The following is a 19,599-nucleotide window of genomic DNA, read 5'->3' on the forward strand; positions in this document are numbered from 1 at the left end:
ACCGTCTATTTTGCCAGATGATGACGGTCGTCGCGAACCGCACCGCACCGCGTGTCAGACTGAGCCCATGACGGTCCCCTTCGCCACGTCTGCCCGCTCCTCCGTGGGGCTCGAGTGGGAGTTGATGCTCGCCGACCGCGACACCGGGGATCTCGCGCCCCGAGCGCCGGAAGTGCTCGCCGAAGTCGAGGAATCCTCCGCGCTCGAGCGCTACACGATCACGGGCGAGCTGCTGACGAACACCATCGAGGTCACCAGCGGTGTCGGCGACACCGTCGCCGCGGCGGTCGACGACATCGACGACGCGATCCAGCGAGTGCGCAAGTTCGCCGCACCGCGCGGTCTCGAGATGCTCTGCGCCGGCAGCCACCCCTTCGCCCGGTGGTACGAGCAGCAGATCACCGACAAGACCCGCTATCACAAGCTCATCGAACGCACCCAGTGGTGGGGCCGGAACATGATGATCTGGGGCATCCACATCCATGTGGGTGTCGAGGACGTGAACAAGGTGTTCCCGCTCATCAACGCGCTGTCGCTCTACCTCCCCCACCTGCAAGCCCTGTCGGCGTCGAGCCCGTTCTGGGCCGGCGACCGCACCGGGTACGCATCCAATCGCGCCCTCGTCTTCCAGCAGCTGCCCACCGCCGGCCTGCCCTGGAGTTTCACGCAGTGGAGCGACTTCGAGAACTACCTCGACGGCATGGTCCGCACGGGCGTCATGGAGGACGCGTCGGAGGTGCGCTGGGACATCCGCCCCGCGCCGAAGTGGGGAACGATCGAGATCCGCGCCTGCGACGGGATGTCGACGCTTCCCGAGCTCGCGGCCGTGGCATCCCTCGTCCAGGTGCTCACCGAGCACCTCTCACGCCAGCTCGACGAGGGGCGCGAGCTCCCCACGATCCCGCCGTGGTTCGTGCGCGAGAACAAGTGGCGCGCCGCCCGGTACGGGTTGGACGCGCGTCTGATCGTCGACGCCGATGGCACGCAGCGCCACGTCGCCGATCACCTCCGCGACACGATGGCCGAGCTCGAGCCGATCGCCGAGGAGCTGCACTGCGCACGCGAGTTCCGCGGGCTGAACACGATCCTCGATCAAGGGGCGAGCTACCTCCGGCAGACGCGCGTCGCGGATGCGGCCGACGGCGACCTGCGCGAGGTCGTCCAGCACCTGATCCGCGAGTTCCGCGACGGCCCCACGCTGCGCCAGCACCTGGCGCAGCCGGAAGTCGGCCGCTGATTCGGACCGGCTGACTCAGCCCTTGCCGAAGAGCTTCTGGATCTCGGCGAGGTCGGCCTCGCTCGGCTGAGCCTGACCGCCGGCTCCGAGACCGAAACCCGAACCGGTCGGCGCCGTCGCGGTCGCGAGGCCGGCGTTCTCTGCGGCCCGCTTCGCCGGGTTGCCCGAACGTGAACCGCCCTTGTTCTTGGCCTGCTTGCCGCGCTTGCTCGAGGCGCCGGGCTTGCCGCCCATCGGCCCCATGCCGGGGATGTTGGGAACGCCACCGCGAGCGACCGTCTTCATCATCTTCGCCGCCTGCTCGAAGCGCTGCACGAGCTGGTTGACATCGGTCACCGTCATCCCCGAACCGCGGGCGATGCGCAGGCGGCGCGAGCCGTTGAGGACCTTCGGGTTGCGACGCTCGGCCGGCGTCATCGACCGGATGATCGCCTCGGTGCGGTCGATCTCGCGCTCGTCGAACTGCTCGAGCTGCTGCTTCATCTGCCCCATACCCGGCAGCATGCCGAGCATCTTCTTCATCGACCCCATCTTCTTCATCTGCTGAAGCTGGTCGAGGAAGTCCTCGAGCGTGAACTGCTCCTTCGCGAGCTTCTCGGCGACCGCGAGGGCCTCCTGCTCGTCGAACGCCTGCTGTGCCTGCTCGATCAGAGTGAGGATGTCGCCGAGGTCGAGGATGCGGCTGGCCATGCGGTCCGGGTGGAAGGGCTCGAGGTCATCGAGGCCCTCACCCGTGGACGCGAAGATGATCGGCCGTTGGGTGACCGAGGCGACCGAGAGCGCAGCACCACCGCGTGCGTCGCCATCGAGCTTGGAGAGGACGACACCGGTGAAGTCGACGCCTTCCTGGAACGCCTTCGCGGTGTTGACCGCGTCCTGCCCGATCATCGCATCGATGACGAAGAGCACCTCGTCGGGATCGGTGGCCTTGCGGATCGAGGCGGCCTGCTTCATGAGCTCCGCATCGACGCCGAGGCGTCCCGCGGTGTCGATGATGACGACATCGTGCTGCTGGCGGCGTGCGTGCTCGACACCGTCACGCGCGACTCGCACGGGGTCGCCGACTCCGTTGCCGGGCTCGGGCGCGTAGATGGCGGCGCCGGCACGCTCGGCCACGACCTGGAGCTGGTTCACGGCGTTCGGCCGCTGGAGGTCGCACGCGACGAGAAGGGGGGTGTGGCCGTCCTTCTCGAGCTGCTTCGCGAGTTTGCCGGCGAACGTGGTCTTACCCGAGCCCTGGAGGCCCGCGAGCATGATGACGGTGGGCGGGTTCTTCGCGAACTGCAGTCGCCGCTGCTCGCCGCCGAGGATGCCCACGAGCTCCTCGTTGACGATCTGAACGACCTGCTGCGCAGGGTTCAGCGCACGGTTCACCTCATCGCCGAGCGCGCGCTCACGCACCTTGGCGGTGAACTCTTTGACCACCGCGAGGGCGACGTCGGCGTCGAGAAGCGCGCGGCGGATCTCACGGACGGTCTGGTCGACGTCAGCCGCCGAGAGCTTTCCCTTGGTGCGGAGATTCCGGAAGGTCTCGGTAAGACGGTCGGAGAGCGTGCCGAAAGTTGCCATGATCCCTCGATTCTATGCGAGCAGCTGACCCGGTCAGCGCCCCCGGACGATCGCGATCGCTCGGACCATCTCGTGCGCCAGATCCGTCCGACCCGCTCCCCCGCGCGCCCAGGAGCGGACGGCTCCGAGCACGGCACCGCCCCAGGCGGCACCGAGGATGTCGGCTTCGAGCCGTTCCGTCCCCGACCCGTGCAGGGCCGCGGCGACGGCTCTCGCGATGCGGGCGGCCCGCAGTGCGGCATCTCGCGCGAGCTCGTCGGACAGCCCCATCGCGACATCGTTGACGAGCGCGAGCGCCAACGCGTCGGGGGCGAAGCCGCGGGCGAGCTCCGCCACCGCGGACGCGACGTCGTCGACACCGCCGGCGCGCCGCAGACCGAGCTCGAGCTCGCCGATCCGCTCATCGAGTCCGGACCACAGGACGGCCGACTTCGACGAGAAGTAGTTGAAGAAGCTCGAACGGCTGACACCGGCGCGTCGGGTGATGTCGGCGACCGTCGTCGCCTCATAACCGCGCTCGAGGAAGAGCTCGCAGGCGGCCTCCGCGAGGGTCTCGCGGGAGGATACGCGAGGCCGGCCGGCGCGGGTGGAGGACGTCACCAGGACAGCCTAGGCGTGTCGTATTGTTGGACGCGGTCCAGTATTCGAGGAGGAACCGTGCTCGATGTCCGCGTCGTGGGGCTCGCCCCCGCCGTCGTCCCCTACGCAGAAGGCTGGGAGCTGCAGCGCCGTGTCCACGACGCCGTCGTCGCCGGTGGCCCCGACACGCTGCTCCTGCTCGAGCATGAGCCGGTGTTCACCGCGGGAGCGCGAACCGAGCCCGGCGAGCGACCGACAGACGGCACCGCCGTCGTCGACGTCGACCGCGGCGGGAAGATCACCTGGCACGGGCCGGGCCAGCTGGTGGGGTATCCGATTCTGGCTCTGCCGGAGCCGGTGGACGTGGTCTCGCACGTGCGGCGGCTCGAGCGGATGCTCATCGACGTCGTCGCCGACCTGGGCGTCGCGGCCCGTCAAGTGACGGGCCGAAGCGGCGTCTGGGTGAGTCAGGACGGCCGAGACGCGAAGATCGCGGCCATCGGTGTGCGGGTTCAGCGCGGCGTGACGATGCACGGCTTCGCCCTCAACTGCGACAACGACCTCGCCCCGTTCCAGCAGATCATCCCGTGCGGCATCGCCGATGCCGGCGTCGCTTCCCTCTCGACAGTGCTGGGCAGAAGCGTCTCCCCCGCGGATGTGGTGGACACCGTCGCGTGTCGGTTCCGCGCCGAGTTCGAGACGGCGGCCGCAGCATGAGCGGCGGCTGCGCCGTGCCCGCCGCTCCCGCCGCGGGTGGTCCGGAAGGGCGCAAGCTCCTGCGCCTGGAAGTGCGCAACGCGCAGACGCCGATCGAACGCAAGCCGGAGTGGATCAAGACGAAGGCGCGGATGGGCGAGGAGTATCGCGCTCTGCATGATCTGGTCAAAGAAGAGGGACTCCACACGGTCTGCCAGGAAGCGGGATGCCCGAACATCTACGAATGCTGGGAGGACCGGGAGGCGACCTTCCTCATCGGCGGCTCGCAGTGCACGCGTCGGTGCGACTTCTGCCAGATCGACACGGGCAAGCCGGCCGAATACGACACCGACGAGCCGCGCCGCGTCGCCGAGAGCGTCAGCCGGATGCAGCTGCGCTACGCGACGGTCACCGGGGTGGCGCGCGACGACCTCGCCGATGGCGGAGCCTGGCTCCACGCGGAGACGGTGCGACGGATCCACGCGGAGAACCCGGGCACGGGCGTGGAGATCCTCGCGACGGACTTCAACGGCGACGCGGCGCAGCTCGACGAGGTGTTCGCGTCACGACCCGAGGTCTTCGCACACAACGTCGAGACGGTCCCCCGCATCTTCAAGCGGATCCGGCCAGCCTTCCGTTACGAGCGCTCCCTGGGCGTGATCACGCGCGCCCGTGACGCCGGACTCATCACCAAGTCGAACCTCATCCTCGGGATGGGCGAGACGCCCGAGGAGGTCGTCCAGGCCCTCCAGGACCTCCACGACGCGGGCACCGACATCATCACGATCACGCAGTACCTGCGTCCCACGCCTCGTCACCTGCCGGTCGACCGCTGGGTCAAGCCGGAGGAGTTCGTCGGCTTCCGTGAGGAAGCGGAACGCATCGGCTTCCTCGGCGTGCTCGCCGGACCGCTCGTGCGGTCGTCCTATCGGGCCGGGCGCCTGTGGGCGCAGTCCATGACTGCCAAGGGCCGGGAGATCCCGCCCCATCTCGCGCACCTCGCCGACTCGGCCCAGTCCGGATTCGCGCAGGCCGTCTGACGGCGTGCCGGCCCGGTCGCGAGGTCTCAGGACGCGGTCGGGTCCGGCGGCCAGACATACGGCAGGTCGTCGGGAACGTCACCGAAGCGCGGCCGGTAGAACGCGGCATCCTTGCGCACGAGGTTCGAGCGGTGAGACAGGTGGAACGCCTCATCGCCCAGCCACGGCGGCATCTCGAGTTCGCTCTCGGGCATCCCGTCGACATCGGGCGCGAACTGCAACAGCTGCGGCCGGACCGTGTCCGGGCGACCGGCGGCGATCCACGCGTCCGTCATCGCGAGGCCGTACGCCGTGAGAGCGGGCAGATAGCCGCGCCACATCTTGGCGGCCGGATGGTTCCGCCATCCGTATCCCGGGACCGTGTTGGCCCGGAGCAGCTGCAGCGTCTCCACGCGCTGCTTGCCGAGCCGCGCCGTGTCGAGGGCCGCCGCCGACTGGGCGAACGAGGGATACGGCAGAAAGGTCTGCACGTCAGTCGGCGCTGGTGACCGACTGGATGCTGCCGTCGCTCGTGAGATTCACCAGGAGCACCTCTTCGGTGGAATCGGGGTCGAGCGCGTACTCGAGCACCGCGAATGGGTCCGATCCCCCGTGCTCATCTGCCAGGATCGTCATGCTGATCAGCTGCAGCGACCGGATGACGTCCATGTGGACGTCGCCCGAGATGTCCACGAGGTACGACTCGATGTCCTCTCCGAGCTCCTCCTGCTGCTGGAGGATGAACTCCGTCACCTCGCTGGTGCGGTCGTTCAGCTCGGAGACCATCGCGTTGCGAGCGGAGAGATCGATCGATTCGATCGCCGAGATCATGGCGGCGGCGACATCCAGCGCGGCAGCCGAGACGTCGTCCTGATCCGGAGCCGTCAGATCGACGGTGACCGTCTGATCGCCGATCTCGACGTGATCCGACCAGAAGATCGATCCGTCCGGCCCCGACTCGAGGAGTCCGAAGTAGTCGTGCTCGATCGCCATGTGTTTATGAAACCAGCCGTGAGGGTGCGGGGGAAGTGGTGATGCGGCGCGGCGCGCGACTCAGTCGACGAGCGCCGACGCGAAGACGTGCGGGGTGAAGCCCGTGAGGTCGTTGATTCCCTCGCCCTGGCCGAGAAGTTTCACGGGGATGCCGGTGCGCTCCTGCACGGCGAGGACGAATCCGCCACGTGCGGAGCCGTCGAGCTTCGTCAGGACCAGGCCGGTCACTCCCGCGTGCTCGAGGAACGCCTCGGCCTGCATCACGCCGTTCTGCCCGGTCGTCGCGTCGAGAACGAGCAGTACCTCGCTGATCGGCGCCTGCTTCTCTACGACGCGCCGGATCTTGGTGAGCTCGTCCATCAGCCCGCCCTTGGTGTGCAGGCGGCCGGCCGTGTCGACGAGCACGATCTCCGTGCCGGTCCGCTTGGCGTAGTCGATCGTCTGGAACGCAACGGAGGCCGGGTCCTGGCCTTCCTGTTGCGGACGGACGATCTGCGCGCCTCCGCGCTCGGCCCACGTCGCGAGCTGGTCGACCGCGGCCGCACGGAAGGTGTCGGCGGCTCCGACGACGACCGACCGACCGTAACGCTGGAGGAACTTCGCGAACTTGCCGATCGTCGTGGTCTTCCCCACGCCGTTCACCCCGACGACCAAGACGACGGCGGGACGCTCCGTCAGACGCAGGGTCGAGTCGAACGCGGCGAACCGCTCCTCCAGGGCCTCCTTGAGCATGCGCTGGAGGTCGCGGGGGTCGGTCGTGCGGTACCGCTCCACCTTGTCGCGCAGGTCATCGACGAGACGCTCCGTGATGTCGGGCCCGAAGTCGGCGGTCAGCAGCGCCGTCTCGAGATCGTCCCACGTGTTCTCGTCGATGGTCGGCTTGACGAAGAGCCCGCGCAGCGCGCGCGAGAGCGACCAGGGATTGTCGGCCATACCCTCAGCCTACGGCGCCCGCGCGCTCCCGAACGCGCTGACCGACGACCGCCGACACTCCGTCCTGGCGCATCGAGACGCCGTAGAGCGCGTCCGCGATCTCCATCGTGCGCTTCTGGTGCGTGATGACGATGAGCTGGCTCGATTCGCGGAGCTGTTCGAACACGCCGAGCAGGCGTCCGAGATTCGCGTCGTCGAGCGCTGCCTCCACCTCGTCGAGGATGTAGAACGGGCTCGGCCGCGCCTTGAAGATGGCCGTCAGAAGAGCGACAGCGGCGAGGGAACGCTCGCCGCCCGAGAGGAGCGACAACCTCTCGATCTTTTTGCCCACAGGTCGCACCGCGACCTCGATGCCGGTCGTGAGCGGGTTGTCGGGATCGGTCAGCGAGATGCTGCCGGTGCCCCCGGGGAACAGGATCGGGAATACCTCGCCGAATGCGACCTTCGTGTCCTCGAAGGCGGACAGGAAGATCGTCTGCATCCGCTCGTCCAGCTCGCCGATGATCGTCAGCAGGTCCGAGCGGGTCTGCGTCAAATCCGCGAGCTGTTCCGTGAGGAACGCGTGCCGCTGCTCGAGCGCGGCGTACTCTTCCAGCGCCAGAGGGTTCACGCGCCCGAGCTGCGCGAGCTTCCGCTCCGCCTCCGCGAGGCGACGGCGCTGAGCGGCGCGATCGAAGGGCACCGGCTCGCCGGAATCATCGAGGGCGGGGTGGTCCGGCCCATATTCCGAAACGAGAATGTCCTCGTCGAAGCCCAGTTCCGACCCGACGCGTTCGAGCAGACTCGTCACGTGCAGCTTCTTCTCGTGCATCTGCATCTCGAGTCCGTGCACCGACTCGGTGAGGGCCGAGAGCCGGCTGCGCGCCGACTGATCCTGGCGGCGCAGCTCGGCGAGCTCGCTCGTGATCTCGCTCCGCGCCTGCTCAGCCCTCCCCAGTTCCACGCGGGCGGCGGCGACGGACCTGTCGATCGATTCGAGCAGCGGCGGCAGTTGTGCGGCGACGGCATCCGCGATCGCACGCTGCTGCCGCCGGATGACGGCGCGTCGGGCGGCCTCGGCGGCGGCGGCGCGCTCTCGCTCGCGTTGGCGTTCGAGCTGAACCACGCGGGCCTCGCCGGCTCGCACACGCTCTCGCAGGGTCTCGACGTCGAGGCGTGCGCGCATCTCGCGTTCACGAGCCTGTTCGAGGGCTTCGAGGAGACCGTCACGCGCCGATGCGTCGAGGATCGGGCGCGGCGCCGCAGCCGCCGCCGCGAGCGCTTCCTCGGCATCGCGGGCCGCGGACTCGGCCTCGGTCGCGGCCGAGACGGCCGGCGCGATGCCTGCCTCGAGCCGGTCGCATTCTGCGATGGCCGCTTCGTACCGCACTGTGGCTCGGTTGAGCTTTTCCGCGTCGGCCGCAAGCGCCGCATCGTGGGCACGCAGCGTCTCGAGCGCTGTCCTCGTCCGGGCGCGAGCCTCGGTCCAGGCTGCCTGTGCGTCGGTCAGCGACTCGCGGAGCGCGTCGGCGACGACGGTCATCTCGCTCAGCCGGTCAGCCGCCGCGTCTCGCTCCGCGGCGAGTTCGAGACGTGACCGGCCCTCGCCGGATCCGGCTCGGACCGTGCGCCACGAGACCAGCTCGCCCTGCTTGGTCACGACGACGGCGCGTCCGCGTTCGCTCGCCGACCATGCATCGCGGATACGGACTGCTGTCTCGAGGTCATCAGCGACGAGCACGTGCTCGAGCTGTCCGACGACGCCGTCGGGCCCGCTGACGACGTCGATCGCACGCACAGCGCCCGGCACGGCGTTGACAGCCTCTCCCCGGTCGGCATGCGCGAGGACGATGTCGACGACACCGAGGTCGTCCTCGGCAGCGGTGGCTGCCGCCCGCAGCGCTGCGGGCACATCGGCGGCGAGCACGCCCTCGGCCAGCGCCCCCAGCGCCGCAGCGACAGGCGCTTCGTATCCCGGTTCCACCTTCAGGGCGTCGGCGACGAGTGACCGCAGCCCATCGTCGCCGCGCGACAGCAGATCGGCGGCCGCGTTGCGGACCTCGAGCGCCCGCCCGAGCGCAGCCGTTTGCGCCGTCAGCGACTCGACCTCGCGCTCGGCCGCGTGCAGCCGCTCACGGATGCCCGCGAGCGTCGTCTCCGCCTCCGTCGCCTCGCGCTGAGCGCGCTCGTACGCAGCCGTGTGCTCGGCGGAGCTCGCCTCGGGAGCCGCTTCGGACTGGACCTGCTCGAGGGCCGCCTCAGCCTCCGCGCGCCGCGTCCGTGCGGCGTCCAGCCCCCGCTGCTGCCGTTCGAGCGTCGCGCGCAGAGCTTCCAGGCGCGACGCGGCGGCGTCTGCTCGGCCGCGGAGCTTGGTCAGCCGCATGTCGTGCTCGGAGACGAGAGCGCTCTGCGCGGCGATGTCGGAGTCGAGAGCATCCAACTCGGCACGCGCTCGAATCACATCCCGGGATGCAGCGGCGGCGGCATCCTGCGCGTCGCCGACGCCCGAGGCGATCTCGTCGACCTCCTGGCGGGCCTCGTCGATCGCCCCCTGTCCGACCGTGGCGACCTCGATCGAGAGCTGGCCGTCGTCCTCGAGAAGAGCGCGGCGCTGCGCCGCGAGCGTGTGCAGTCCGCGCACCCGCTCCTGGACCTGCTCGAGCGCGAACGCGGTGGCGCGTGCCCTGTCGACGGCCTCGGATCGCTGCTCGGCCTCGAGCTCGTCGATGCGTCGTTTGACGCCGTCGAGCCGGTCCTGCAGCACGAGGCGTTCGGCGTGCCGCTCGTGCTCGTCGCGTGCATGGTCGGCGAGCTGGGAGCGCAGCGCGACGAGGTCGTCGGCGTACAGCCTCGCCTTCGCGTCGCGGACGACGGCGGCGATCGTCGCGGCTTCACGTGCGATCTCGGCCTGCTTGCCGAGGGGCTTCAGCTGCCGCCGCAGTTCGCCCGCCAGGTCGCTCAACCGCGTGAGATTGGCCTCCATCGCCTCGAGCTTGCGAACCGTCTTCTCTTTGCGGCGGCGGTGCTTCAGAATGCCCGCCGCTTCCTCGATGAAACCGCGCCGGTCCTCCGCGCTCGCCTGCAGCACGGTGTCGAGCCGGCCCTGCCCGACGATCACGTGCATTTCGCGACCGAGACCGGAGTCGCTCAGGAGCTCCTGCACGTCGAGCAGTCGGCACGTCTCGCCGTTGATCGCGTACTCGCTCGATCCGTTGCGGAACAGCGTGCGGCTGATCGTCACCTCGGCGTACTCGATCGGAAGCACGCCGTCGTGGTTGTCGATCGTCAGCTGGACCTCGGCGCGACCGAGCGGACCGCGCGTCGCAGTGCCGGCGAAGATGACGTCTTCCATCTTCCCGCCGCGGAGGGTCTTGGCTCCCTGCTCGCCCATGACCCAGGCGAGCGCGTCGACGACGTTCGACTTGCCCGAGCCGTTGGGCCCGACGATGCAGGTGACGCCCGGCTCGAGCACGAAAGTGGTCGGTTGGGCGAACGACTTGAAGCCCTTGAGCGTGACGCTCTTCAGGTGCATGTCGGGCCCTCCCGGCGCTCGGTGGATGCCCACACGCTACCGGAGGATGACGAGCCGGACTTGACGCCGCACCGGGCGGACCGCTAGCGTCACTTCCCGCATCCCTGACGAGAGGAGGTTCCCCGATGTTGATTTCTGTCACCGCGTTTAACGCTGTTGCTGTTCGTTCCGAGCACCGCGACCGTTTCTCCTGCGTGATCGGTGGAGCCGCCGTCATGGGTGCTCCGCTGAACGTCTGAGTCCGCGAGTCCCTCGCCCCGTTCCGCCTCTCCGCCCGCGCGACACCTCGCGCCGGGCCGCAGCCGACGGCTGCACCTGCGACGCACATCGTCGCCATCGCACGTCCGCCCTCTTCGAACGAGGACACCATGAACACCGTCGTACAACGACGTCCCGAGGTCGCGCCTGCGCGGCCCGCCATTTCCGAGCAGACGGCTCTCGGCCGTCCGACCCTCGCCCAGCGCCTTGCGCTGCGCATCGCACTGCGCCTCATCGTGTGGAGCGCGAACCGCGGCGCCAGCTCTGCGCCCGAGGTCGCGTACCGCCGCGAACAGCTCGCCGCCCGCGAGGCGCGCGAGCGGCACTGGGAACGCGCGTACCTGCTCACTCCCTACCGTTGATCCGCGGGGGTCTCGGTGACGAGACCCCCGCCGCCGAAAGAGAATCATGAACGACATCACTGCGCGGCTCGAGCTGCGCCCCCTCCGCATCCCCGAGAGCATCGACGCACCGGACGCCGCGGATTTCTGCGAGATGGTGCGCGTGCGCAATCTCGTGTATTGCGAGATCACCGGCGGCGATGACGATACCGCCCGCCCCGACGAGCTGCTCCCCCACTATCGCCCGAGCCCAGACGAGACGAGATTCAGCTGGCTTGCAGTGTGGGACGGCAGAGTCGTCGGGCGCGTGGGGCTCGACATCCCCCACGAAGCCGGATCCGACAGCGCGTACTCGCTCATCGAACTCCTGCGCGAGGTCCACGGACTCGGCATCGGTTCGCAGGCCCACGCGCTCGTCGAGCGGACCGCCCGCGACCATGGCCGCCACGTTCTGCAGACGTACGCCGAGCATCCCGACCAGCCGGGCGACAGGCTGGGCGCACCGACGGGGTACGGCGACATTCCACGCGACCATGCCGCGCGCTTCCTGCTGCGTCACGGCTACACGCTCGAGCAGATCAACCGGAAGAGCGTGCTCGATCTGACCGACTCCGCCGCCGTCGTCGATGAGCACCTGGCGAGAGCCACGGTGGCGGCCGCCGGGTATCGCGTGGTGCGATGGACCGCGCCGACGCCGCCGGAGTTCGTCGAGGGGTACGCCTGGCTCAAATCGCGCATGTCGACCGACGCCCCCGCCGCCGGCCTCGAGGTGGACGAGGAAGAGTGGGATGCCGCGCGCCTGGCCCGCCACGATGCGCGCTACGTCGAAGCGGGCCAGACACTGCTCGTGACTGCGGCGCAGCACATCGAGACCGGCGAGCTGGCGGCCTTCAACGAGCTCATGATCAGCTCCGACCGCACCGGCGCGACCCACCAGCGCGACACGCTCGTGGCGGCGTCCCACCGGGGCCACCGCCTCGGAATGCTCGTGAAGTGCGCGGGGCTCGTCGCGTGGCGCGACATCGCCCCCGAATCACCCCGCGTCATCACCTACAACGCCGAAGAGAATCGCCCGATGCTCGACATCAACGAGGCCCTCGGGTTCCGGCCGCTGTCGTACGAGGGCGCGTGGAAGAAACGGCTCAGTGGCGACGACGCTGGCAGCGCGGGCAGTAGTGCGATGAGCGGTTCGTGAACGCGACCCGGACGATGGCCGAGCCGCACCGCGAGCACTCCGCTCCGGTGCGGCCATAGGCCTCGAGCGAGTGCGCGAAGTAGCCGGCCTGGCCGTTGACGTTGACGTACTGGGCGTCGAAGCTCGTGCCGCCTTCGGCGAGAGCCTTCGTCATCACCGCGACGACGGCCTCGAGGAGGCGCTCCCGCGCTGGGCGCGAAAGGAGGGACGCGGCGGTCTCGGGATGGATGCGGGCAGCCCACAGCGCCTCATCGGCGTATATGTTGCCGATGCCGCTGATCACGCCCTGGTCGAGCAGAACGCGCTTGATGCCCGACGACCGCCGGGCGAGCTCCCGATGAAACCGCGGAGCGTCGAACGCCGGGTCGAGGGGGTCGCGGGCGATGTGCCGCACCTGCCCCGGGATCAGTGCCGCATCCGTTCCGCGCCCGGCTGCGGCGCCGTCCACCGTGGGCTCGAGGTCGTCCACCGCGAGAGAGCCGAAGGTCCGCTGATCGACGAACAGGACGGAGAGCTCGCCGTGCTCCGAATGCACGATGTCCCAGCGGATGCGTTCGTGGCGCTCGGTCGGCGCACCGGGCTCGCGCAGCAGCATCTGCCCGCTCATTCCGAGGTGGGCGATGACCGCACGCTGGGTGCCCTCCAGGGGAAACCAGAGGAACTTGCCGCGTCGCGCGGCGGCGGTGACGGAGCGGCCGGTCAGCTCCCGCTCGAAAGACTCCGGCGTCCCGGCGTGGCGCGTGAGCGCGCGGGCATCGAGGACCGTGCAGGCCTCGATGCGCGCGCCGACGACGGCCGGCTCGAGACCGGCACGAACGACCTCGACTTCGGGCAGCTCAGGCACGGGCCGACAGCACGTGCCACACAGCGAGGGCGGCGGCCATCTCGGCCTGCTTCTTGCTGCTTCCCACTCCCTCGCGTGACACGTCGCCGACGGTGACGGTCGCGGTGAAGACCCGGTGGTGATCAGGTCCCGAGGCCTCGATGCCGTAGACCGGCGGCGCAACGCCCAGGTGGGCGGCGAGCTCTTGCAGGGAGGTCTTCGGGTCCATTGCCGCGCCGTAACGCGCGGGGTCCGCCAGAAGCGGCGCGACGAGACGGAGGACGAGTTCCTGCGCCCGCTCGGGGCCGGCCGAGAGGAAGGCCGCTCCGATCACGGCCTCCATGGCGTCGGCGAGGATCGAGTCCTTGTCACGCCCGCCGGTCTGCGTCTCGCCGCGGCCCAGCTTGACGTGGTCGCCGAGCCCGATCGTCCGAGCGACCTCGGCCAGGGCGATCGTCGACACGACGCTCGCGCGGCGCTTGGCCAGCGCCCCCTCGTCGAGATCGGGATGCGTGCGGAAAAGGTGCACGGTCACGGCTTGGCCCAGGATCGAGTCGCCGAGGAACTCGAGACGCTCGTTGTGAGGCGTCCCGCCGTTCTCGTACGCGTACGAACGGTGGGTGAGGGCAAGCGACAGAAGCTCGGGGTCGATATCGACCCCGAGCTTGTCGGTGAGCGCGGAGCGCTCGGTGATGTTCTCAGTCACGCCGCGCGTCGTCAGACGTCAGCGACCTTGCGACCCTTGTACTCGAGGAACAGCTCGGCGCCCTGCGAGTCGGTGACGACCTTCGCCTGGTGGGGGCGGCTGTAGACGACCTTGCCGTTCTCGATGGTCTTGACGAGCGTGGGAGCCTCGGCCTTCCACTGCGCGCGACGCGAACGCGTGTTGGAGCGGGAGACCTTCCGCTTCGGGGGGTTACCTGCCATGGCTAGCTCTTCTCTGTGTCGGGCGCGACGCGGTGGTCTGCGTCGTCGTGGTCTGGGGTGTAGGCCGTCAGCGCGGCCCAGCGCGGGTCGATCTGCACCTGCTCCGCAGGTTCCGCTCCCGGCGTCAGCTTCTCACCCGTGACCGGGTCGAGCCCGGGGCAATCCGGCTGACACACCGGTTGGAACGGAAGCGCCAGGACGATCGAATCCCTGACCGAAGTTTCAAGATCCACGTGGTCGTCTTGAACCTCGAAGTCGGACGCTTCGTCCCCAGAATACCCGAAGAGCTCCTGAAACTCGATTCGGAGGGGGCGTGTCAGTTCCGTCAGGCACCGACCGCAGACGCCGTCGTACACGGTGTCGGCCTCAGCGGTGGCCAGGATGCCCTCGTGCACCGACTCGAGGCGCACCTCGAGGTCGATCGGCCGGCCCGCGGCGACCGAGACGAGACCCTCGCCCCACTTGTCGGGCGCGGGCACGCTGAACGCGAACTCCCGCATCTCCCCCGGCTGGCGCACGATGTCGTGCACGGGGATGACGAATGGTCCGGTGACGTGCTTTCTACCCACGATCGACCATGGTAGTCGCCGTGGCGGCGAGCGGACTCAGATGCCGCGGGATCCCGTGTCGAGGAACCGCGCGACGGGGCCCGGCACGAAGGGCGATACGTCGCCGCCGAGCGAGGCGACCTGCCGCACGAGCGAGCTCGACACCAGCGCGTGCGCGGGGTCGGGAAGCAGGAACACGGTCTCGATCTGAGCGAGGTGCCGGTTGACGATCGCCATCGGCGTCTCGTAGGCGACGTCGACCTGCGACCGGATTCCCTTGACGAGGATCCCGGCGCCGACGTCGGTCGCGTAGTCGACGAGTAGTCCCATGCTCCACGCCGCGACGACGATCTCACCCTCGATCCCGGCCTCGTCGATCGATTGCTCGAGAAGCGCCTGACGCTGCGCGATGGGGAGCATCGCTTCTTTGCCGGGGTTGTGGACGACCAGGACGTGGAGCTGGTCGTACAAGGCAGCGGCCCGACGGATGACGTCGAGATGGCCGAGGGTCGGCGGATCGAAGGAGCCGGGCACGACCGCGATCCGGTTGCTCATGGTCTGAGCCTAGTTCCTGTGGAGCGCGCCGCGCTCGTCCTCGCCCAGGCGCCGCGCGATGGCTGCGGCGAGCCCGGGATGCGCCGACAGATCGGGGTCGTTCTGCAGCACGGATGCGGCTTCGTCGCGCGCCTGCGCGATCAAGTCGGCATCCGCGACGACTCGGAGCAGACGAAGCGATGACCGCGCACCCGACTGAGCATCGCCGAGAACGTCTCCCTCGCCCCGCAGCTCGAGGTCGACCTCTGCCAGGGAGAAGCCGTCGGTCGTGGCCGCGACCGCCTCGACCCGTGACCGCGCCGCCGTATCGGGGTCTGCCTCGGTGACCAGCAGACACAGCCCGGGCACGCTGCCCCGGCCGACGCGGCCGCGCAGCTGGTGAAGCTGCGACACTCCGAATCGCTCAGCCTCGAGGATCACCATCGTCGAGGCGTTCGGCACATCGACCCCGACCTCGACGACGGTCGTGGCCACGAGCACGTCGATCTCACCGCGGGCGAACGCCTGCATGACGGCATCCTTCTCGTCCGCAGGCATCTTGCCGTGCAGCGTCGCGACGGTGAGGTCGGCGAACGACGGATGCTGTGCGAGCATCGCGGTGGCCTGAACGACTCCCCAGCGCGTGCGCGTCCGCGTGCCGTCTTCGAGCATGCCCGCGTCGTCGGTGTCGTCGACCACGGCCTTCTCGGCGTCGATCGCCGCACACACGACGAAGGCCTGTCGTCCCTGAGCGACCTCTTCGGCCACGCGCTCCCACACCCGGCCGAACCAGCCCGGCTTCTCGGCCAGAGGCGCGACGAAGGTCGAGATGCCCGCGCGCCCGGTCGGCATCGTGCGGATCGTCGACACGTCGAGGTCTCCGAAAACGGTCATCGCCACGGTGCGCGGGATCGGCGTCGCCGTCAGCACGAGCACGTGGGGCGAGGTGCCCTTCGCGCGGAGCGCCTCGCGCTGCTCGACGCCGAATCGGTGCTGCTCGTCGACGACGACCAGGCCGAGGTCGGCGAACGTCGTCGACGCACTCAGCAGCGCGTGGGTGCCCACCACGATCCGTGCCTGGCCGGATGCTGCCCGCAGAGCGGCCTTGCGCCGCTCAGCGGCCGGCTGCGCCCCCGTGAGCAGAGTGGGCATCAGCTCGGGGGCGAGCCGCGGCCCCAGCATCTTCGCGATGGATCGCACGTGCTGCGCCGCGAGGACCTCCGTCGGAGCGATGAGTGCCGCCTGCCCGCCGGACTGCGCAACCTGCAGCATGGCGCGAAGAGCCACGAGCGTTTTACCCGAACCCACCTCGCCCTGCACCAGCCGGTTCATCGGCCACTCGTTCACGAGATCGTCGGCGATCACGTCACCGACGGCGATCTGATCGGGGGTGCGCTCGAAGGGCAGAGCGGCGTCGAACTGCTCGAGAAGGTCTCCCGCCGGTCGGGCAGTGGCGGCGAGTCGCCGCACCTGGATGCGGTGCTGCAGGAGCGCTGCCTGAAGGACGAAGGCCTCGTGCATGCGGAGGGTCTCGAACCCCGGCCGCACGTGCTCGGGGACGGTCGGGGTGTGCACCTGAACGAGCGCCGTCCGGGCATCGAGGAGCTGACGCCGTAGACGCAGCTCGTCGGGCAGCGGATCGGCCACGTCACCGAGCCGCGCGATGACGTCGGCGATGATCTTGCGCAGCTGCCAGCTCGTGATGGTGCTGGTGGCCGAGTAGATGGGGATCGGTTCGAGGCTTCGCGCGACCGCCGTCACGCGCGCCTCGACCTCGTCGTCGAAGAGCTCGTAGTCGGGGTGGGCGAACTGCTGCTTTCCCTTGAACACCCCGACCTTGCCCGAGAAGATGCCCTGTCGCCCGACCCGGAGCTCTTGGAGACGCCACTTCTGCCCGAAGAACGTCAGCGTCGCTTCGCCGACGCCATCGCTGATCACGACCTCGATGAGCGACCCTCGGCGCTGACGCATCGGACGCTCCGAAACCGATTTCACCTCGGCGACGATCGTCGCCATCTCCCCCACGGGCAGCGACGAGATCGGGGTCAGCTCGCCGCGGCGGGCGTAGCGACGCGGGTAGTGCGCGAGGAGGTCACCGACCGTCGACATCGCGAACGCACGCGAGAGCGTCGCGGCGACCTTCTCGCCCACGGCCTGCGGCAGCGGGGTATCCAGGTCGACCTGCGGCATGGAGTCGAGTCTAGGCAGGAGGTCGGACACGCTGCCGCCAGGCTTTACGGTAAGAGCATGCTCCGACGCGCGATCGCCCGCATCTTCTGGACGTTCAGCCGCTGGCGCCTCGTCAGCACGCCCGCACCCACACGACCCACCATCCTCATCGGTGCGCCGCACACCTCCAACTGGGATCTCGTGCTCATGCTCGCGATCGCGTGGCGTCTGCAGATCCCGGTCCGGTGGCTGGGCAAGAAGAGTCTGTTCCGCGGCTGGCGGAGCGGTCCGATGCGTCGCCTCGGCGGCATCCCCGTCGACCGGGACGACCCCTCGCGCGTCGTCGACGATGTCCTCGCGCAGATCGCGGCGGGCGAGGTGTTCGGTCTGGTCATCACCCCGGACGGGACCCGCACCTCCCGTACCGGCTGGAAGTCGGGGTTCTACCGCATCGCCCGCGCCTCGGGCCTGCCGGTGACGCTCGGGTACGTCGACCGCACCACCATGACCACCGGCCTCGGGCCGACCATCGAGCTCACGGGCGACGTCGCCGCCGACATGGCCGTCATCCGCGAGTTCTACGCCGACAAGGCGGGGTTCCGCCCCGAGCTGCGTAGCGAGCCGCGCCTCCGCGACGAGAACGGCGGCAGCGCCGGCGACGAGGCCGCGGAACATACGGCGGACCCGTCATGACACGCATCATCGCCGGCGCCGCCGGATCGCTCGTGCTGCGGGTTCCCGACCGCGGCACCCGACCGACGAGCGACCGGGTCCGCGAGTCGCTCTTCGGGGGGCTCGATGCCTCGGGCGTCCTCGACGGCGCGCGCGTGCTCGACCTCTACGCCGGTTCGGGTGCCCTCGGTCTCGAGGCCGTCAGTCGGGGCGCGGCGTCCGTCGACCTCGTCGAGAAGTCGGCGTCGGCGGCCGCGGTGACCGACCGCAACGCGCGAACCGTCGCTCGGGCCGTCGGCTCGTCGGCGGTCCGGGTCCATCGCAGCAGCGCCGACGCGTTCCTGCAGTCGGCATCGGGGCCCTTCGACCTCGTGTTCATCGACCCGCCTTACGACCTCGATGACGAGGCCCTCGCGATCACTCTCGCACTGCTGGCCGACGTCACCGCGCCAGGGGCGGTCGTCATCGTGGAACGCGCGAGCCGCTCTCCCGAGCCGCGCGTTCCGGCGCAGCTCGAACCGCTGCGCAGCAAGCGTTACGGCGATACCGCACTGTGGTGGTACGAACGCGCGGACGACGGTGGTCAGCCGCCCGCGCCGTCCCAGTCGCGGTAAGGGTCCCATCCGCCGGCCGAACGTTCCGGCCTACCGTCCACGGTGAGCGGGTCGAGGCCGGACTGCTTCACCGAGCCGATGCGACGGAAGCCCGCGGGAAGCACCGTCCCGGCGGCGAAGGTCGCGAGGAGCGCATGATCCTCGCCGCCGCGAAGCGCGCGATCGCTGTCCGGGCCGAGCGTGCTCCGCTCGAGATCGATCGTCACGCTCGAGGCCTGGCCGAGACGACGAGCATCACGCACCAGGCCGTCGGACACGTCCATCATCGCGGTCGCGCCTGCTCGCGCCGCAGCTGTGCCAGACCCGATCGGTGGACGCGGGCGGAGCTGCCCCCGCACCGCGACGCGCTCGGACGGGCTCAGCGCAGCGTCATCGACGGCGATTGCCGCACCCCGCTCATCTCGGAAGCGATCGAACAGGATGTCGAGACCCGCGGCAGCGAGACCGACATCGCCGCAGATCGCCACGATGTCACCGGGGCGTGCCCCGGAGCGCAGCACCGGAGCCCGGCCCGGGTCGAGCTCGCCGACCGCGGTGACGGCGATCGTGAGCGCATCGGAGCTCGTGAGATCGCCTCCCTCGACCCGGCATCCCGGGGCGAGCTCGTCGCACGCCTCTCGAAGCCCGGAGGCGAGCTCGCCGACGAACCCGATGCTCGTCTCGGGCGGCATGGCGAGAGCGACGAACAGGGCGACGGGCCGGGCACCCATCGCGGCAACGTCCGCGAGGTTGACGGCCGCAGCCTTCGCGCCGAGGTCTCGCCCGGACGACCAGGCCAGCCGGAAATCCGGACCGTGGATCAACGTGTCGGTGGTCACCACGACGCGTGCATCGGCGAGCCGCAGCACCGCGGCATCGTCGCCCGGCCCGACGAGCGCCTGGCCCGGGCCCAAGCGCTGGAGGATGTGCGCGAGCACAGCCTCTTCCGACAGGGAGCCGACGGGGGTGGCGGGATCGACGTCGGGCATGGTCCCACGCTAC

General features: G+C 69.7%; 20 protein-coding genes. 7 read left to right on the plus strand and 13 right to left on the minus strand.

Annotated elements, in window-relative coordinates:
- The first annotated feature begins 67 nt into the window (after positions 1-67).
- Entirely contained in the window at positions 68-1,237 is a 1,170-nt protein-coding gene (locus tag O1W71_RS02515) for a glutamate--cysteine ligase (RefSeq protein ID WP_269266414.1), read from the plus strand.
- A 15-nt stretch (positions 1,238-1,252) separates the two neighbouring features.
- Here the strand turns inward: O1W71_RS02515 and ffh are convergent, their stop codons facing one another.
- Positions 1,253-2,806: a signal recognition particle protein gene (ffh, locus tag O1W71_RS02520; protein WP_094261654.1), complete on the minus strand. Its 1,554-nt coding sequence runs from the start codon at positions 2,804-2,806 to the stop codon at positions 1,253-1,255.
- Positions 2,807-2,839: 33 nt separating this feature from the next.
- A complete protein-coding gene (locus O1W71_RS02525; protein ID WP_269266415.1) occupies positions 2,840-3,406 on the minus strand; it encodes a TetR/AcrR family transcriptional regulator in 567 nt (188 codons plus the stop codon).
- A 57-nt stretch (positions 3,407-3,463) separates the two neighbouring features.
- On the opposite strand from O1W71_RS02525, the gene lipB reads away from it, so the two are divergent.
- Both lipB and lipA read left to right on the plus strand, forming a co-directional pair.
- On the plus strand, positions 3,464-4,102 hold the full coding sequence (gene lipB, locus O1W71_RS02530) for a lipoyl(octanoyl) transferase LipB (RefSeq protein WP_269266416.1): 639 nt from the start codon (positions 3,464-3,466) through the stop codon (positions 4,100-4,102).
- On the plus strand, positions 4,099-5,121 hold the full coding sequence (gene lipA, locus O1W71_RS02535) for a lipoyl synthase (RefSeq protein WP_114589333.1): 1,023 nt from the start codon (positions 4,099-4,101) through the stop codon (positions 5,119-5,121). Before lipB ends, lipA begins: the two co-directional genes overlap by 4 nt.
- Positions 5,122-5,147: 26 nt before the next feature.
- On the opposite strand, the gene O1W71_RS02540 is transcribed toward lipA, so the two are convergent.
- From O1W71_RS02540 to smc, 4 genes are read right to left on the minus strand one after another with little or no spacing between them, the layout of a single operon-like run.
- On the minus strand, positions 5,148-5,591 hold the full coding sequence (locus tag O1W71_RS02540; RefSeq protein ID WP_112614476.1) for an MSMEG_6728 family protein: 444 nt from the start codon (positions 5,589-5,591) through the stop codon (positions 5,148-5,150).
- A gap of 1 nt (position 5,592) precedes the next feature.
- Positions 5,593-6,093 (minus strand): DUF2004 domain-containing protein, encoded by a 501-nt coding sequence (locus tag O1W71_RS02545; RefSeq protein WP_023950989.1) that lies wholly within the window; start codon positions 6,091-6,093, stop codon positions 5,593-5,595.
- A gap of 60 nt (positions 6,094-6,153) precedes the next feature.
- Complete coding sequence (ftsY, locus tag O1W71_RS02550) at positions 6,154-7,026, minus strand: signal recognition particle-docking protein FtsY (protein WP_269266417.1); 873 nt, start codon at positions 7,024-7,026, stop codon at positions 6,154-6,156.
- 4 nt (positions 7,027-7,030) lie between these two features.
- The gene (gene smc / locus O1W71_RS02555; protein ID WP_269266418.1) at positions 7,031-10,537 is read right to left on the minus strand and encodes a chromosome segregation protein SMC; all 3,507 of its coding nucleotides are present in this window, start codon (positions 10,535-10,537) and stop codon (positions 7,031-7,033) included.
- 368 nt (positions 10,538-10,905) lie between these two features.
- Between smc and O1W71_RS02560 the strand changes: the two genes are divergently transcribed.
- Entirely contained in the window at positions 10,906-11,157 is a 252-nt protein-coding gene (locus tag O1W71_RS02560) for a hypothetical protein (RefSeq protein WP_112614470.1), read from the plus strand.
- Between the two features lie 46 nt (positions 11,158-11,203).
- Positions 11,204-12,331, plus strand: coding sequence for a GNAT family N-acetyltransferase (locus O1W71_RS02565; RefSeq protein ID WP_269266419.1), 1,128 nt, complete (start codon positions 11,204-11,206; stop codon positions 12,329-12,331).
- Here O1W71_RS02565 and mutM read toward each other — a convergent pair.
- From mutM to O1W71_RS02595, 6 genes are all read right to left on the minus strand, one after another.
- On the minus strand, positions 12,279-13,175 hold the full coding sequence (gene mutM / locus O1W71_RS02570; RefSeq protein WP_269266420.1) for a bifunctional DNA-formamidopyrimidine glycosylase/DNA-(apurinic or apyrimidinic site) lyase: 897 nt from the start codon (positions 13,173-13,175) through the stop codon (positions 12,279-12,281). The two genes, O1W71_RS02565 and mutM, sit on opposite strands and share 53 nt — an antisense overlap.
- Complete coding sequence (gene rnc, locus O1W71_RS02575) at positions 13,168-13,860, minus strand: ribonuclease III (protein ID WP_269266421.1); 693 nt, start codon at positions 13,858-13,860, stop codon at positions 13,168-13,170. Before rnc ends, mutM begins: the two co-directional genes overlap by 8 nt.
- Before the next feature lie 11 nt (positions 13,861-13,871).
- The gene (rpmF, locus tag O1W71_RS02580; RefSeq protein WP_269266422.1) at positions 13,872-14,081 is read right to left on the minus strand and encodes a 50S ribosomal protein L32; all 210 of its coding nucleotides are present in this window, start codon (positions 14,079-14,081) and stop codon (positions 13,872-13,874) included.
- Between the two features lie 2 nt (positions 14,082-14,083).
- Positions 14,084-14,581, minus strand: a complete 498-nt coding sequence (locus tag O1W71_RS02585; RefSeq protein WP_269266769.1) for a YceD family protein — start codon at positions 14,579-14,581, stop codon at positions 14,084-14,086.
- 105 nt (positions 14,582-14,686) lie between these two features.
- Complete coding sequence (coaD, locus tag O1W71_RS02590) at positions 14,687-15,184, minus strand: pantetheine-phosphate adenylyltransferase (RefSeq protein WP_112614462.1); 498 nt, start codon at positions 15,182-15,184, stop codon at positions 14,687-14,689.
- Between the two features lie 9 nt (positions 15,185-15,193).
- Positions 15,194-17,353, minus strand: a complete 2,160-nt coding sequence (locus tag O1W71_RS02595; RefSeq protein ID WP_269266423.1) for an ATP-dependent DNA helicase RecG — start codon at positions 17,351-17,353, stop codon at positions 15,194-15,196.
- A gap of 57 nt (positions 17,354-17,410) precedes the next feature.
- Here O1W71_RS02595 and O1W71_RS02600 point away from each other — a divergent pair, with 57 nt between their 5' ends.
- Positions 17,411-18,025, plus strand: a complete 615-nt coding sequence (locus O1W71_RS02600; protein WP_269266424.1) for a 1-acyl-sn-glycerol-3-phosphate acyltransferase — start codon at positions 17,411-17,413, stop codon at positions 18,023-18,025.
- Positions 18,022-18,618 (plus strand): 16S rRNA (guanine(966)-N(2))-methyltransferase RsmD, encoded by a 597-nt coding sequence (gene rsmD, locus O1W71_RS02605; protein ID WP_269266425.1) that lies wholly within the window; start codon positions 18,022-18,024, stop codon positions 18,616-18,618. Before O1W71_RS02600 ends, rsmD begins: the two co-directional genes overlap by 4 nt.
- On the opposite strand, the gene thiL is transcribed toward rsmD, so the two are convergent.
- Positions 18,588-19,586 carry a thiamine-phosphate kinase gene (thiL, locus tag O1W71_RS02610; RefSeq protein ID WP_269266426.1) on the minus strand — a complete coding sequence of 333 codons (999 nt, stop codon included), beginning with the start codon at positions 19,584-19,586 and terminating at the stop codon, positions 18,588-18,590. The genes rsmD and thiL overlap by 31 nt on opposite strands.
- Positions 19,587-19,599 lie beyond the last annotated feature (13 nt).

It is taken from the genome of Microbacterium sp. H37-C3 (assembly GCF_027157935.1).
Classification (GTDB): Bacteria; Actinomycetota; Actinomycetes; order Actinomycetales; family Microbacteriaceae; genus Microbacterium; species Microbacterium plantarum.

Excerpts from the sequence above, each read along its gene's own strand:
- O1W71_RS02515 (WP_269266414.1), top strand. The coding sequence starts at position 68 with ATGACGGTCCCCTTCGCCACGTCTGCCCGCTCCTCCGTGGGGCTCGAG.
- ffh (WP_094261654.1), bottom strand. The coding sequence starts at position 2,806 with ATGGCAACTTTCGGCACGCTCTCCGACCGTCTTACCGAGACCTTCCGG.
- lipA (WP_114589333.1), top strand. The coding sequence starts at position 4,099 with ATGAGCGGCGGCTGCGCCGTGCCCGCCGCTCCCGCCGCGGGTGGTCCG.
- O1W71_RS02545 (WP_023950989.1), bottom strand. The coding sequence starts at position 6,093 with ATGGCGATCGAGCACGACTACTTCGGACTCCTCGAGTCGGGGCCGGAC.
- ftsY (WP_269266417.1), bottom strand. The coding sequence starts at position 7,026 with ATGGCCGACAATCCCTGGTCGCTCTCGCGCGCGCTGCGCGGGCTCTTC.
- smc (WP_269266418.1), bottom strand. The coding sequence starts at position 10,537 with ATGCACCTGAAGAGCGTCACGCTCAAGGGCTTCAAGTCGTTCGCCCAA.
- O1W71_RS02560 (WP_112614470.1), top strand. The coding sequence starts at position 10,906 with ATGAACACCGTCGTACAACGACGTCCCGAGGTCGCGCCTGCGCGGCCC.
- O1W71_RS02565 (WP_269266419.1), top strand. The coding sequence starts at position 11,204 with ATGAACGACATCACTGCGCGGCTCGAGCTGCGCCCCCTCCGCATCCCC.
- rpmF (WP_269266422.1), bottom strand. The coding sequence starts at position 14,081 with ATGGCAGGTAACCCCCCGAAGCGGAAGGTCTCCCGCTCCAACACGCGT.
- O1W71_RS02585 (WP_269266769.1), bottom strand. The coding sequence starts at position 14,581 with ATGCGGGAGTTCGCGTTCAGCGTGCCCGCGCCCGACAAGTGGGGCGAG.
- coaD (WP_112614462.1), bottom strand. The coding sequence starts at position 15,184 with ATGAGCAACCGGATCGCGGTCGTGCCCGGCTCCTTCGATCCGCCGACC.
- O1W71_RS02595 (WP_269266423.1), bottom strand. The coding sequence starts at position 17,353 with ATGCCGCAGGTCGACCTGGATACCCCGCTGCCGCAGGCCGTGGGCGAG.
- O1W71_RS02600 (WP_269266424.1), top strand. The coding sequence starts at position 17,411 with ATGCTCCGACGCGCGATCGCCCGCATCTTCTGGACGTTCAGCCGCTGG.
- rsmD (WP_269266425.1), top strand. The coding sequence starts at position 18,022 with ATGACACGCATCATCGCCGGCGCCGCCGGATCGCTCGTGCTGCGGGTT.
- thiL (WP_269266426.1), bottom strand. The coding sequence starts at position 19,586 with ATGCCCGACGTCGATCCCGCCACCCCCGTCGGCTCCCTGTCGGAAGAG.